Origin of the sequence: Limosilactobacillus frumenti DSM 13145 (genome assembly GCF_001436045.1) — a bacterium.
Classification (GTDB): domain Bacteria; phylum Bacillota; class Bacilli; order Lactobacillales; family Lactobacillaceae; genus Limosilactobacillus; species Limosilactobacillus frumenti.
On the sequence record NZ_AZER01000016.1, the window covers coordinates 242,053 to 256,673 of the forward strand.

13 protein-coding genes and 2 pseudogenes are annotated in these 14,621 nt (G+C 36.0%); 3 read left to right on the top strand and 12 right to left on the bottom strand.

The features are described from left to right. Window positions 1-421: 421 nt before the first annotated feature. From rfbD to FD27_RS05800, 11 genes and pseudogenes are all read right to left on the bottom strand, one after another. Entirely contained in the window at window positions 422-1,270 is an 849-nt protein-coding gene (gene rfbD / locus FD27_RS05755; protein ID WP_057750884.1) for a dTDP-4-dehydrorhamnose reductase, read from the bottom strand. 63 nt (window positions 1,271-1,333) lie between these two features. Beyond that, window positions 1,334-2,377 carry a dTDP-glucose 4,6-dehydratase gene (gene rfbB, locus FD27_RS05760; RefSeq protein ID WP_057750888.1) on the bottom strand — a complete coding sequence of 348 codons (1,044 nt, stop codon included), beginning with the start codon at window positions 2,375-2,377 and terminating at the stop codon, window positions 1,334-1,336. Window positions 2,378-2,391: 14 nt separating this feature from the next. Continuing rightward, the gene (rfbC, locus tag FD27_RS05765) at window positions 2,392-2,973 is read right to left on the bottom strand and encodes a dTDP-4-dehydrorhamnose 3,5-epimerase (protein WP_057750891.1); all 582 of its coding nucleotides are present in this window, start codon (window positions 2,971-2,973) and stop codon (window positions 2,392-2,394) included. A 14-nt stretch (window positions 2,974-2,987) separates the two neighbouring features. Beyond that, a complete protein-coding gene (gene rfbA, locus FD27_RS05770) occupies window positions 2,988-3,857 on the bottom strand; it encodes a glucose-1-phosphate thymidylyltransferase RfbA (protein WP_057750894.1) in 870 nt (289 codons plus the stop codon). A gap of 547 nt (window positions 3,858-4,404) precedes the next feature. Next, the gene (locus FD27_RS09065) at window positions 4,405-4,509 is read right to left on the bottom strand and encodes an IS3 family transposase (RefSeq protein WP_083482695.1); all 105 of its coding nucleotides are present in this window, start codon (window positions 4,507-4,509) and stop codon (window positions 4,405-4,407) included. A 15-nt stretch (window positions 4,510-4,524) separates the two neighbouring features. Next, window positions 4,525-5,232, bottom strand: a complete 708-nt coding sequence (locus FD27_RS05775) for an IS3 family transposase (protein ID WP_420814192.1) — start codon at window positions 5,230-5,232, stop codon at window positions 4,525-4,527. After that, entirely contained in the window at window positions 5,157-5,681 is a 525-nt protein-coding gene (locus FD27_RS05780) for a helix-turn-helix domain-containing protein (protein WP_057750897.1), read from the bottom strand. The genes FD27_RS05775 and FD27_RS05780 overlap by 76 nt, the downstream gene beginning before the upstream one ends. A gap of 123 nt (window positions 5,682-5,804) precedes the next feature. Continuing rightward, window positions 5,805-6,702, bottom strand: a pseudogene (locus tag FD27_RS05785) (IS30 family transposase). Between the two features lie 609 nt (window positions 6,703-7,311). Further along, entirely contained in the window at window positions 7,312-7,515 is a 204-nt protein-coding gene (locus FD27_RS08910; protein WP_235803013.1) for a hypothetical protein, read from the bottom strand. 76 nt (window positions 7,516-7,591) lie between these two features. Beyond that, entirely contained in the window at window positions 7,592-8,278 is a 687-nt protein-coding gene (locus FD27_RS08915; protein WP_235803014.1) for an IS3 family transposase, read from the bottom strand. A 1,053-nt stretch (window positions 8,279-9,331) separates the two neighbouring features. Further along, window positions 9,332-10,669 carry a hypothetical protein gene (locus FD27_RS05800; RefSeq protein ID WP_057750903.1) on the bottom strand — a complete coding sequence of 446 codons (1,338 nt, stop codon included), beginning with the start codon at window positions 10,667-10,669 and terminating at the stop codon, window positions 9,332-9,334. Between the two features lie 587 nt (window positions 10,670-11,256). Here FD27_RS05800 and FD27_RS05805 point away from each other — a divergent pair. The 3 genes and pseudogenes from FD27_RS05805 to FD27_RS08925 all read left to right on the top strand — a co-directional run. Next, window positions 11,257-12,102 (top strand): IS110 family transposase, encoded by an 846-nt coding sequence (locus FD27_RS05805; RefSeq protein WP_235803015.1) that lies wholly within the window; start codon window positions 11,257-11,259, stop codon window positions 12,100-12,102. 39 nt (window positions 12,103-12,141) lie between these two features. Then, window positions 12,142-12,408 (top strand): transposase, encoded by a 267-nt coding sequence (locus FD27_RS08920; protein WP_235803027.1) that lies wholly within the window; start codon window positions 12,142-12,144, stop codon window positions 12,406-12,408. A gap of 565 nt (window positions 12,409-12,973) precedes the next feature. Further along, window positions 12,974-13,081, top strand: a pseudogene (locus FD27_RS08925) (ATP-binding protein); the annotation flags it as partial. A gap of 96 nt (window positions 13,082-13,177) precedes the next feature. On the opposite strand, the gene FD27_RS05810 reads toward FD27_RS08925, so the two are convergent. Further along, window positions 13,178-14,605, bottom strand: coding sequence for an oligosaccharide flippase family protein (locus tag FD27_RS05810; RefSeq protein ID WP_057750906.1), 1,428 nt, complete (start codon window positions 14,603-14,605; stop codon window positions 13,178-13,180). Between the last annotated feature and the right edge of the window lie 16 nt (window positions 14,606-14,621).

Sequence of the window (14,621 nt, forward strand, 5' to 3'; positions counted from 1 at the left end):
ACTGAGTTCCCAAGGCTGGCTAAGACTAGACATACCAAGATTTATTTAACCATCAACCCCTAAGGAACGAATCAATAATGAATAGTGTAACAGTATGCTTCGTTAATTCTATCTTAAAAGGGTGTATAAAATTATTAAGCGTCTTGAGTAACATTAAAACTGATGTATTACGCAAGGAAGTCTTTCCCATACGTATCATTATTTGGTGCTTATCTTTTCTACACTAAATCTTGCTTTCCTAGTTATAAAAAGCCCTCTAAGTATAAGATGAATTTTCTATTTCATCTGCATACTTAGAGGACATTATAGACTTAAACCGCCGTTTTCCTACATTTTAATTCCGCCCTCTACAAATATAGAGTAACTGCAATAAAAATCGTAATCTGCCAATTATATTTCATGATAACGTTACATAAAACATCTAATTGGTAGTAACATCATTCACAAATTGATTGAGTGCCTTTTCCCATGTTGGAACCTTAAATCCCGTCTTCTTCACCTTATCCAAACTCATCACAGAGTGCTTAGGACGATAGGCTTTTTGTGGATATTCCGCGGAAATTACCGGACTAACTTTAACATCTTTATCCTTTAAAATTGCTTTTGCAAATTCATACCAAGAACAAGCACCATTGTTGGATAATTGATAAATTCCATAAGGGACCTGCTTCTGTACTGTATACAACATAAACTCGGCTAAAGTACGGGTCCACGTTGGTCGTCCAATCTGGTCATTAACCACGGTCAAATGATCATGAGTCTTGGCTAAACGTAACATCGTGTATACAAAGTTATGACCATATTGACCAAATACCCAGGAAGTTCGAATAATATAGTACTTGTCCATGATCTGCTGAACCGCTTGCTCGCCAGCCAGTTTAGCTTTTCCGTATTCATTCATTGGATGAGTCGGATCATCAACTTGGTACTCACCTTGTTTAGTCCCGTCAAAAACGTAATCAGTACTGATGTACACCAAAGTGGCCCTAGCTTTTTGAGCTGCAATTGCTACATTCTTAGTTCCCTGTTCGTTTACTAACCAATTAAGCTCTTTACCTTCGTCTTCGGCCTTATCAACTGCCGTATAAGCGGCACAATGAAAAACCACTGCTGGTTGAACTTCCGCAAAGCGTTTTTCTACCATTTGGGCGTTTGTAATATCAAGTTCTTGTGATCCAAATGCGTCATAATCAAGGCCCTTTTCATCCAGTAAGCGACATAATTCAGTGCCCAATTGACCATGAGCTCCGGTAATCATAATTTTCGTCATGTGTTTCTCCTTAAAACAAGAGCCGCAAGTAACCTTAAGGATAACTTACGACTCTCTTAATCTTTATTGACCATGCTTCGCATATTTAGCTTCTACGGCTGCTTTTTCATCTTTCCACCAATCTTCATGTTGGGTGTACCAATCAATCGTGTGTTGGAGGCCCTTCTTAAAGTCAGTGAATTCTGGTTGCCAGCCCAGTTCCGTCTTGATCTTAGTGGCATCGATCGCATAGCGCAGATCATGACCCGGACGATCCTTGACATGATCATAAGCATCCTTAGGTTGACCCATCAATTCCAGGATCATTTCCAAAACTTCTTTATTATTCTTTTCACCATCGGCACCAATCAGGTAAGTTTCCCCGATCTTGCCCTTAGTTAAGATATCCCAGACTGCTCGTGAGTGGTCATTAGTATGAATCCAATCACGGACATTCTTTCCAGAGCCATATAATTTTGGCCGAGTACCACTTAAGATGTTCGTGATCTGACGCGGAATGAACTTCTCAATGTGCTGATAAGGTCCATAATTGTTGGAACAATTAGAAATCGTAGCGCGTAAACCAAAGGAACGGACCCACGCCCGGACTAGTAGATCCGAACTAGCTTTTGAAGAAGAATATGGGCTGGATGGCCGGTAAGGTGAATCTGGCGTAAATTTTTCACCCGGTCCTTCACCATGGCCTGGCAAGTCTTCCCGTAATGGTAAGTCACCATAAACTTCATCAGTTGAGATATGATGATAGCGGACATCATATTTCCGACAAGCCTGAATTAGAGTAAAGGTCCCTTCAATATTAGTCTTGATAAATGGCGTTGGATCAATTAATGAATTATCATTGTGACTCTCTGCGGCATAGTGAACAACGGCATCAGCTTTGCTGACTAGTTTATCAACTAGGTCTTTATCACAAATATCACCAACGACTAATTCAACCTTATCCTTTGGCAAGCCCGCAATATTAGCGGGATTACCAGCATAGGTTAACTTGTCTAAGACGGTAATGTGTTCGACTTCCGGATGATGGTTAACTAAGAAGTGAACAAAATTAGATCCAATAAAACCGCACCCACCAGTTACGATAATATTTTTAAATGCTTTTTTCATCGTTAACGAACTCCTTAAATTTCACCATAAACAAAGGTATTATGCTTCTCAAATTCGGTAAAGCTTGGTTGGTGGGCATCCTTTTCCGAAGTAATTGCTTTATCAAAGTCAATTGGCCAATCAATACCTAACTCCGGCGTCTTGAAGGAGAAGCCACCATCCGCTTCAGCATCATAATAGTTATCAACCTTGTACAAGAAGTTGACATTGTCAGTTAGAGTTAAGAAGCCATGAGCGTAACCCCGTGGTACTAATAATTGACGATGGTTACTTGCGGATAAAATGTAACCTTCCCATTGTTTGTAAGTTGGTGAGCCCTTCCGGACATCAACAATTACATCTAACACCGCTCCAGTAACGACCCGGATCAATTTGGTTTGCGCAGCTTTACCGCGTTGAAAGTGCAAGCCACGTAAAACACCAGCCCGGCTAGAAAGTGACTGATTATCCTGGACAAAATTGAAGTCAATGCCTGCTTCTTTAAAGTCACGATCAGAGTAGGTTTCTTCAAAGAACCCCCGATTGTCGTCAAAAACTTTGGGCGTGATCAGCTTAACATCTTGTAACTTCGTTGTTTGTACTTTTAATTGTCCCATCAACTATCCATCTCCTAATCCTGTTCAGCTAACCGTAAGAGGTATTGACCATAGTCATTTTTCTTCAATGGCTGAGCTAACTTGACTAATTGATCACAATCAATATACCCCATCCGATAAGCAATTTCTTCCAGACAAGCCACCTTTAAGTTTTGGCGCCGTTCAATCGTAGCAATAAAGTTGGCCGCTTCGAGCATCGAATCGTGGGTTCCGGTATCTAACCAGGCATAGCCCCGACCCATTAACTTGACATCCAGCTTCCCTTCACGTAAGTATTCCTTATTTACATCCGTAATCTCTAATTCACCACGGGCTGAAGGTTTAATATTCTTAGCAATATCAATGACATTGTTGTCATAGAAGTATAAGCCAGTTACCGCATAATTACTCTTCGGATGTGCTGGCTTTTCTTCAATGGACAATGCATGCATTTGGTCATCAAAGTCAACGACTCCAAAGCGTTCTGGATCATTAACATGATAACCAAAGACCGTTGCTCCATCAGTCTTCTTGGCCGCCGATTGAACAAGCTCAGACAAACCAGCTCCATAATAAATGTTATCCCCTAAGATCAGACAAACACTATCGTCACCAATAAAGTCTTCACCTAGGATAAAGGCTTCGGCTAAACCATTGGGATGTTCCTGTACTTTATATGAGAAATGCAATCCCAGATCAGAGCCATCCCCCAACAAGCCCTGAAATAATTGCATATATTCAGGTCTAGCAATCACCAAAATATCCCGAATACCAGCCAACATTAACGTTGACAATGGGTAATATACCATTGGTTTATCATAAACTGGAATCAGCTGTTTTGAAATGCCACGTGTAATAGGGTACAAACGTGTACCGGATCCTCCGGCAAGAATAATTCCTTTCATAGTGACCTCCCAAGTTTTATCGTATTTATAGAAACATACCTGCGTTATACAAAGCCAAACTTCCTTAAATAATTTAATTAAAACTCCTGCTTTTTCGTTAATATTAAAAGGTACAGCAAGTTTATTACAAAGTTACTCAAGCCTTACACCATCAGTTAACCTCGCCTCCGAATTTCCATTTTTACTTTGTTGACATATAAAAAGCTACCTCGTCAAATTTAATAATGAAGTAGTTACAATCATTTTCAATAATAATTACATTAAATTACTCATATTTATTGCGATTTTTTCTACTGAAATAGTATTTATACATATTATTATAATTATAGTCACTACAATAGGTTAATCTGTATCTGTCGCCAAACTAGTGATTAATTAAACTACAAAATCCATTTTAACAAAATTACAAGAAATCATTAATTACATTTCTCGTTTTCCATTTTAAACCACGTATTTACAATCTAAGTGCCATATCTTCAATTAAACAAAAAGGCCATGAAGTCCAAAACTTAAAATTGAAGTGCACCCTATAAGTTGGACACTTTAATTAGGCCACTTTTTCTAAGGCAAGATTTCGATATTCAATCGGAGTCTTGCCTTTTAATTTATGCTTAATTCTGTCCTGATTGTAGTAGCTTATCCACTCCTTCATTGCTGTAATTAACTCTCACTTAGTTTTATAGTGTTGCTCATAATATAGTTCAACTTTCATGGTATGAAAGAAACTCTCCATTGGTGCGTTATCTAAACAGGTTGCTCGACGAGACATGCTTTGAAAAATGTGATGTTTCTTCAACGTGTGACACCATTTATCCGTTTGGTACTGCACTCCTTGATCGCTATGAACAGTCATGCGGTAGTTAAGTGCCGGGCGCTGCTTAATTAACTCCGTTAATGGTTTCATCACAAAGTCAGTGGTAGGGTGATCACTGATATTAAAGCTAACGATCTCATCGGTACAAAGATCCTTAATTGGTGACAGGTAAATTCGTTCAGCTTGGCCCATATTGCCGTACCGAAACTCACTCACATCCGTTACCATCTTTTGGTATGGCCGATCAGTCTTAAAGCGTCGATGTAAACGATTCTTAGCCTTCTTACCTTGGGGCCCAATTGATGAATCATATTTCCGTGTTTGTCGGTTGTACATTCGTGATAATAGCCCATGTTCACGCATTAACCGATTAACTCGCTTATGATTAACTTTAATTCCACGGCGGTGCGCTTGATAATAGAACGTACTTAGCTTGATGGTGGTATATGGTAATATCTCCGTTAAGCTAAATCCAAATTCATGCCTTAGTTCTTGGATAATTTGATATTCTTCTTTGACTGTGCGCGAGACTGAACTAAGGCCTCGAGTTTTTTTAAGTATTCATTCTCGACTTTCAGAGCTCGATTTTCCGCTTTTAAGCGTTCTAACTCAGATAGTTTTTTACTAGCTTGGCGATTGTGATTGGTTGTCATATGCTTTGCCCGTCCTCTTCTGGTAAACAAGGCCTGGGTACCACCTTGATCGAACTTCTTTTGCCAGTTAGCTATGGTTCCAGCATTACTAATGTCAAAATGAAGCGCTGTTTGTGAGTACGAAGCCTTGTATTGTTTTTTCCAGTTTAAGACACGGAGCTTAAATTTGCCATCATAATCATACTTAGGTTGACGAATTTCTAAACCTTTAATTCCGTATTTTTGATAGCGAGCTACCCACATCAAAACGTAGTTTCTCTGCTTAATACCCAATCGCTGCGCAACTGTGGTTGAACCTATACCAGCTAAATACAGCTGGACAGCTTTCAGCCTAGTATCAAAATTAAATTTAGCCATAGTAAAACCCCCATAGTTGGATTATTTGTCCAACTATGGGGATGCACTTCAAGGTTTCATATTATCTCAAGCACTTTTCTTCTAATTATTTATGGCAGATTGCAAGAAATAAATTGAACAATTTTATTGACGCAGATTAAGCAAAAAGATCTCGATAGGTGAATGCCAATGAAGACATTTAAGTGGCCGAGAATTCAAGTACCAGTTAATCTGAATTAGTTCGTCATCACTTAGCTCTTCAATTGGCCTTCCCTTAGGAATAAAGCGACGTAGAACTCGATTACGGTTTTCATTGCTGCCACGTTCGTGTGGCGAATAAGCGTGAACAAAGTATACCTGGGTACTGATTAATGCTTCAATCGCGCGAAAGTCCGCAAATTCTTTCCCGTGATCAACGGTCAATGTTTTGAGCTTTCCCATTAAGCTGACGAGCTACCTCAACAATTGCCTCTGTCATCGACTGACTGTCCCGACCATTAAGGCGTTTAATGATGGTAAGACGACTCTTCCGTTCTACAAAGTGGTTGCGACTGCCTGGCCCTTACGTTTGCCAGAGAGGACTGTATCAGCCTCAAAATGGCCAAACTCCTGACGAGTGTCAACACTAGCTAAAAGTACCGCGCTTTTCTTGGACTCGATGCCTCCGGATACCATGATCTGGTAAGTCTTTGAGCTGAAGATCAAGCCAGCCTTGGTCGATCCAATTGTAGATTGACTTATAGGCAATGCCGACCACATGGGCAACCTGCTCAGCTGACCATTTCTGGACTTTGATTTTCTCTTCAATCAGTCGTTTGAGATTACTGGTTAGGGCAGGTTTACGTCCCCGTTAGGCAACTTTCTTTTCAAAGTTATCTTGGGCTAATTGCGCCTGATAAGCACCGTTTAGACGATGAAGCTCATTGAAGATAGTAGTTTTACTAAAGCCTAAGTAGTCAGCGATATATTGTAAGGAACGTTTCTCGTTATGAAGAGTTTCAATGACAACGCGGTCTGAAAATGATAAGATGGTGTTGCCCATAAAGGTCCTTCTTTCTATGGAGTGTTGTGGTAACACTATTAAAGACCTTTATGGGTTTTTCTGTCCACTTAATGTTCAACTTAAATTTTACAATCTACCTTATCAAAAAAATATTTACGAGCAGTTGTAATAGCCAAATTAATTTTGTAATTTCGAAATTGACAGTAGATTTCATAAACACTCATAGCAAGAATACTTATTATAAAAGAATATACTATGACTTTAACTAGAAATTTAAAATCATTAGCTGTAGGTATGCCCAGGTCATTTACCATATTAGTAGCTTGATTAACCGTCCCCTTATCCGCAATTTGTGAAAGCAAAGTGGTATATAAGCCGAACTTCATTGAAAAGTATATCGCTAAGACAGAAACGGCTAAAGCAAGCAAACTAGTAAAAGTCCCTAAAATCGTAAATGGAACTTTCCAATCTACTTTGGATTCCTTTTTTGAATCAATAAAAATTTGTACTTTTTAGTACTCCATTGCTCTTTGCACATATTAGAATACAAGTCTTTATCAATTTTTTCGAACATAATTTCCCTTTACGAAGAAACTTACGCCAAGCTCGATGTTGATAATGCCATCCTTGATCAGTGTGAAGAGTTAATTAATAACCGGTAGATGGTAACTGCTTAAGCAGTTGCTGAAGTGGCTTTAAAGCAAATTGAAGATTAGGATGCTGGCCAATTGACCAGGTGAGAATTTGACTAGTTGCTAAATCTTTGATGATCTCTAAATAAACTTTTTTCCCGTTATGAGCTTTCAATTCGGTAATATCACAAACCATCTTCTGATATTTACGATTACTCATGAAGCGTCGATTGAGTTTATTCTTGGCTTTCTTACCATTAGGACCCTTAGACGAGTCATATTTTCGTGTCCGACGATTATATTTGGTACACTTTAAACCCCATTTCGTACATCAAGCGCTGGACGCGCTTGTGATTAGGGGCTTCCTTACCAATTAAACGATAGTATTCTCGGATTTGAGCACTTAAACGACGTACACCGTATTCTGCTTGGTAATAGTTAAAGAGCCCTCTAATAACTGTTTTAAGTTCTTCTTCATCCTCATCCGGGTGTTCAAACCGATTTTGCCAGTACTGATAAGTTGACATGGCAATAGGAAGCGCATCAATTAAATCCTTTAATAGATATTTAGCCTTGAGTTCATAAATTACTTGTGCGAGTTCTTTTTTGGATGCTTCCTCAAGGCTATCAATTTTTTTGAGGCGTCGAGTTGTATCTTTAATAATAAGTTTTCTCTTTGTAGCGCTTGGTACTGCTTTTGGAGTTGAAGTAGTTGCTGATTTCGAGCCTTGTGGTCTTGTTCGACAATGTTTGGGTTTCCTTCCGCGACGTAATTCCATTAAAGCTTGCGGCCCTTGCTTATTATAGATAGCTTCCCATTTTAATACTGATCCTGGCGAGCGAAAGGCAAAGTGAATACAAGTTTTAGGGATTGACGCCGAATTTTCTTGTTTCCACTTTACCAGATTCAGGCGAAAATCCACAGTTACTTTGGTGGATTGAGCAGTGCCTGTTTGCCAAATTTTGCATAAATTCTCACACAAATTTAAAAATCTAGTTTAGAGATTTCATATTTATTTCTGATAGCAGCTAAGCTAGCTGTTCCATTGGCATACTCCTCAACAGCTTTAACCTTAGTATTAATGCTGATTTTGGTCATAGAAATACCCCCAGAGTTGATTTCCAACTCTGGGGTACACATCACTTTAATTACCTAAATAGCTTTTTTCTAACTTAAATTCAAAGAAATGCCTTAATATACTTGACTATTCGTAGAAAAATGAAAATCGGATACAACCAGTTTGGCAGTAACATGTGTTTGTATCCGTATATCTTATGAAAAGCAGTTCTGAGTAACTGACTTCGCTTCTAAGAACATTATAATCACATAATGGTGGCCTACCAAATTCAATTACAATATCATTGAATGTATTACACTCAACAGCTCACAAGGAGACATTAAAGTGATTACACAAATAATTATTCAAGTACTCGAAGAGACGTTAAACATCCGTTCCAAGCAATGGGTTAAATTACTTGTATTCGTATGTTGAAATTAGTCTCATCCTTAAATTGACTCAGCTTTTCGAAATCGGTAATTTTATTATACCTCTAATTCAACTAATTAACATATATGAATCATAAATTGTAAACCAATAGTCTGAATCGTCAATCAAGTATAACATGACTATGATGACACGATGAAAACATTATTGTACCAAACTTCCTTAACTAAATCGTTTTCCAAATTAAAGAAGACTGACGCTGGTTAATATTTCGGGGACGGTTTTCAATCGAACTTCATAAATGCTTCATTATTTTGTGAAGGTAAGGACGGTGCGACTACGGCAAACGGTTGGTGGAAATTGACCATATGATCAGGTTTTTTATCTAGAATTGACGAATTAATTGACTTAATAAATTAAATCAGCACTTCAGCCGCTTTCGTTTGATTAGAAAATAAATACTGTTTGTGATTACAGATAAGGATGTCAAAGTTTGCCAATATCAATTTAATTACCGTTCAATATTAAATTATCAAACTCTATAAGCAGTGAGAAGTCGTTTCACTTAGCTTACAATTAGTTATATATAAATCATATGTCCATAACCATACCCTTATCTATCGCTTCTCTTAATGAGGAATAGCAACGTATTGTCTCACTTTCATTTGCGAAATATTGTTCAGTACAATATTGAGCATTCGATATAAAACGATTTAAAGTTGCTTCAGGTATAAGACTGTTTTTGTAAGCAAATTTATATTCTTTAAAGGAACTATAAGAATGAATTTGAGCAAGAAAAGTTTTGAAAAGTATAAAATTATCAAAATAAACATCTATCGATACTCCATAATGGACATTATGGAACAAATATTTATATAGATCACATGCAAGCTTATATTTAGATTCGCTAGTTATTTTACTATTTAATTTATAATTAGGAATAGTTAAATTAAAAAATTCTTCATCAATAGTTTTCCGTTTAGCTGGCTCAGAAGGATCGTATAAAGCGTTCTCCGACAAGCTTTGAATAAGCTTACCACAAATAACAGCCATAACATCACATATTCTAAGTAAAGGTTCCTCAGCAGAATTACCTCCAGACTCAATAGAAGAAAATTCTAAATTTCTAAATGGCTCCTTAGGAATCCCCTCATCTAGGTGTAAGGAAGCTCTACCGTTTTTTAACCCAGTGTTAATTAGCCATAGATCATATTTAAATGCTATTTTGTTCCAATCAAACGTAGGTTTTCGATAAATTGATGAATTTAGCCCTTTGTATCTCTTAATTATACGTATTAGTTGCTTATAATTTTCACGTTGTGCCTCCATTCTTGGATTATTATTAATAGGATTATTTACAAATTTTATTAAACTTTCTTCCAAAACTGATAAAGAATCTTGAACAGAAAGCGAACTATCCAAAACACAATCAAGAACCGACTGATTACTTTCTATTTCAAGATACTTAGTTAAACTGTACTTTAGAAAATAGGCTTTAGGAAAATCTTCTTTCTCAGCAACATCTAGTATCCAATTTCTAAATTTTGCAGAAGTCACTACAGACATCTTATTTTCTTGAAATAGAAATGGTTTTACGTTATATTTCATTAGCAAATCAAGTACACTTAAATAATATTCAAGTGATTCATTATACATGCTTGCAATTCCATATTTAAAATTGCCTTTTAGTATTTTACTTCCTTTTAACTCTCCACCTACTTCCACTTTTGGAGTTTCTTTATAAGTTTTTTCAATGTCTTCAAATTCTCTAGAGATTTTATTGACATATTTATTATTAAAGCACAATGCCACACCAACATAATCATGCATTTTATCGCTGCCATAATTAAGCTTATCATCCCATTGAAAGTTTGAATCCTTAAAGGTCTCCTGTGGACCTTTTTCATCCATATAAATTGAGTAAGACATTTCTAAATTCCTCCCTATTACCTTCATCTATACTGTTTTTATGGCTCTAAAATATCTGGTGTTGATATAGAAAAATAGCTTTCTATACCAATATCGATCATAAAAAGCCTCCACATTTCTGTGGAGGAATTAGTAAAACTAATAATAGTATATAATAATACACTCACAACTTACCACAGCTAACGGTATATAACAATGGATAATTATAAACGACATGAAGTTAGTAATAATAAGAATTTAATTACCCGAAATGTCAATTTAAATTACGTCGTTTGTTAAATTAAGTTAGAAATATAAAAAGCCATTTGTGATAGACTTTTGAATAACCACAAACAAAACATACTAATCTAAAGATGGATTGTAATTCGACGGAACTACAATTCATCTTTTTCATTTATTATGGAGAAGAGGACGAGATCAAAATGCCCTGGTTCCCTTTGGTGCATTGACGTCGTAAATAAAACTAACGATCTGGTCACTAAACAAAAGTCACTTCTAAGTATGTTGGCACAATGATGCAGTGTATAGAAAATTAGATTAGTTTAGTGATTTGGATTATGGTTTCGTCCTCTTAGGTGGTAGAAGGAATGGATAATGAGAATGTCGTTGTTTTTGGGATTGATGTAAGCAGCCGTAAATCTAACGTTTGCGAAATGATTGGGCAAGATAATGTGATTAAGAGATACGAAATTAGTAATGATCGAGTAGGTTTTAATATTTTACTAAGTAATTTAAAAGTCTTTGCCCAGAAACCAGAAATCATTTTCGAAGCCACCGGGGTGTATTCGGAACGACTACAGTCGTTCTTAGATACGTATCACTTTAACTATTGTCGGCTTAATCCCCTGAAAGCTAAACAACAGTTAATGAGATTTCGCCTGAATAAAACTGATAAGCATGATGCCTATGGTCTAGCTAATTCTCAATACATCTTTCATCGTCATCCAGAGTACCAAATTACTCTGATATATAAGAAATTAAAGTCGTTAGGGCATTACTATGATCAGTTGACTCACGATCTTATTATTTCGAAAAATCGGCTTCATCGGGTTTTACAAGAGGTTTTTCCAGATATCGAACAATTATTTTCAACTCCAAAAGGCGAAAATTATTGGCAATGCATCATTAAATTTACTCATCCTGCATTAGTCAAGACCGCCGGCCTTGATAACACTACCAAACAATTGAGGACGTTAAATGGAATTGGTCATCATCGTGCAAAGTATCTTGCTCAGCGGTTGCTAAGTTTGGCCAATAACACTTATCCATCAGTACCGATGAACTTCCCTCAAGTTGGCCAAGCTCGTGACTATGCACAACGACTCATTATTTTAACTAGTAAACGTAAAGCAGTCGTCACTCAAATGGTTACCATGACGCACCAATTAAAACATGATGACTTATCAATTCTCAATAGTATTCCAGGAATATAAAATACAACCGCAGTCTTACTCTTAAGCACTTTAGGTGACATTCGTCGCTTCCGTAACCCCAATGCCTTAAATGCCTTTGTTGGAGTAGATTTGCGTCATTATGAATCAGGACAATTTACTGCGGCTGACCATATTAGTAAGCGCGGTAACGCAATGGCCTGTAAAATTTTGTACCGAATAATTGACCAAATAGCTTCAGCTATTCGTTATCATCATTGTCACATTCGGACTACTACTCGCAAAAGAAAAAATCTTCTCAGAGCCGAAGCTCTAAGAAGATTGCGATCGCAGCTGTCCATAAACTGATTAGAACCATCTACCACCTATGGTCAGAAATATGATTATCAGCTTGCCAACCATCGTTAATTGACAAAGATAATCTCTTGATCAACATCTATTATAGCCAGTTCAATTACACTTTTAAAATCATTTTGGGACTGGTTGTTTTTAGTATACGCAAAATTAGCATTGAAAACTCTCATTGGAAAAAATAAATTAAAAAAGGTCAATACAGTCGTTAAGTACTGATATGACTTGACTTTAAGTAGAAATGTAGAGGGCGGAATTAAAATGTAGGAAAACGGCGGTTTGAAGTTGTCGTTTTTCTTACATTTTAATTCCGCTCTCTGCAAGTTTCTCTATCGTAGAATAACTTGCAATATAAAATACCCCCTAGGATTCACACTTTTATTATTTAAAGTGTCAACCCTAAGGGGTATTGTACGCGGTGCTTACTTCACTTTTAGTTTTGAAAACCGGTGCTACAATGTTGTGTGTTTCCTTTATAAAAACCTCCTGTACTGAATTTTATGTTTTCAGTATAGGAGGATTGGCCGATCGTGCCTAGACGTATCGTTATTGACTACTTACATTGCATAATCAATCAGCGGCAGAGGCAATTTTGGATCACCTTATCTACCTCTCGCATGTGATTAAGATCAAAGGCAAGTCATATCGACTAGCAATGGCCAATTCTTAAATCGCACTTGACAATATATATTCTTGTTTAAAATAACCCTTATGAGGCATGCTCAAGATCAATGAATTCATAATCATCTTTGTACATGCCTGCAAACTAACTTACAAGATGCCTGATAATTACTAATGCTTTGTTAAGATATTGTCTTTCAAACAAGTAAGACAAAAAAACATATCCCAAAAGATATAGAATAAATGATGCGAGATTATTAAAGATAAAGGTTACTAACTGAAAGAAAGATGTCACCAAGATTATATAGGTATATTCATTAAACCTAATAATATTATGCCTTTTTCGAAATGAATAATCTTCTAAGAAAAACCAGATGAATAATGCTATCAGTGAGGCAAAGGCTAATGCATATATACTATGAAATTGTTCATATGATACGAAGTAAAGCACCAATGATAAAAGCAGTGAAATGATTCCATTTTTTAAATAAGTATTCATCTCACCAGTAACCTTATAATGATTAAATATTATAGTTGTTATAGAGGTGGTGATTGCAACTCCAGGTAATAGGATCCTGAAATAACCAAGTGAGTCGTAATACTCTGGCAAAATAAACTTTATTATCCACTCAATCGGATAATAGCTGATTAATGTTAGGTAAATAAACAACAACATAAAAGCCATATTCTGCGTATAATTATGAATTAAAGTTTTCCTATTTTGACGATTTAAATAAGGAAATAAAACAGTAGAAATTGCTAATACAATAGAGATAGTTAAAGAAATTAAATTATACGAAAAAGAATATTTTGCAAAATTATCTGTGCTAAAAAATAATGAAACAAATTGGTTGTCCAGATTTAATGTAACATTAGCGATTTGTGAAGCAACAGTTATAGGAAAACCAATTTTAAAAATATTGATAATACTCTTTTTATTAAACTTTAAAGTAAACCAAACTATTCTTTCCTTAACAGTAAAAGAATAGATATAAATAAACAGAATAATTATATATGAAGTCAGATACAATACAAGATAGTCGCAATATGTAAATTCTTTTATAATATAAAAATGTAGAAATATTAGAGGTATTCCAATGTTGAAAGTATTAAGAACAGCCAAAGCACTATTAATTCTAGCAACCATTCCAAACTTCATTAAGGCCTGACTTAAAAATTGAAAAAATGTTACAACATTAAAAATGACCGTATATATTCCAACAGCTACAAATATAATTTTATACTTTCCGTTCAGTGCAAATAAACTAGTGGTCATAATAATTATAGAAATTATGATCTCAAGGCAGATAAAAAAAGAAAATAATTGAGATAGTTCCCCTTTTTTTAAAGTGCTGGAATTGACCCCACCATATTTAACCAGTACACCGTCAACAAATCCGAAGTGAAGTAATGAAGCATATGTGCAATATAGCATGAATATTCTGTAATTACCAAAATCACTAACATAAAGTATCCGAGGTAACAAGATTCCAACAAAGACTTGACTAACTAGCAAAATACCATTACTAAACATAATGGTCATTAAGTTTTTCAAAAAACTTGTAATCTTCACCGAAATCTCCTCCATA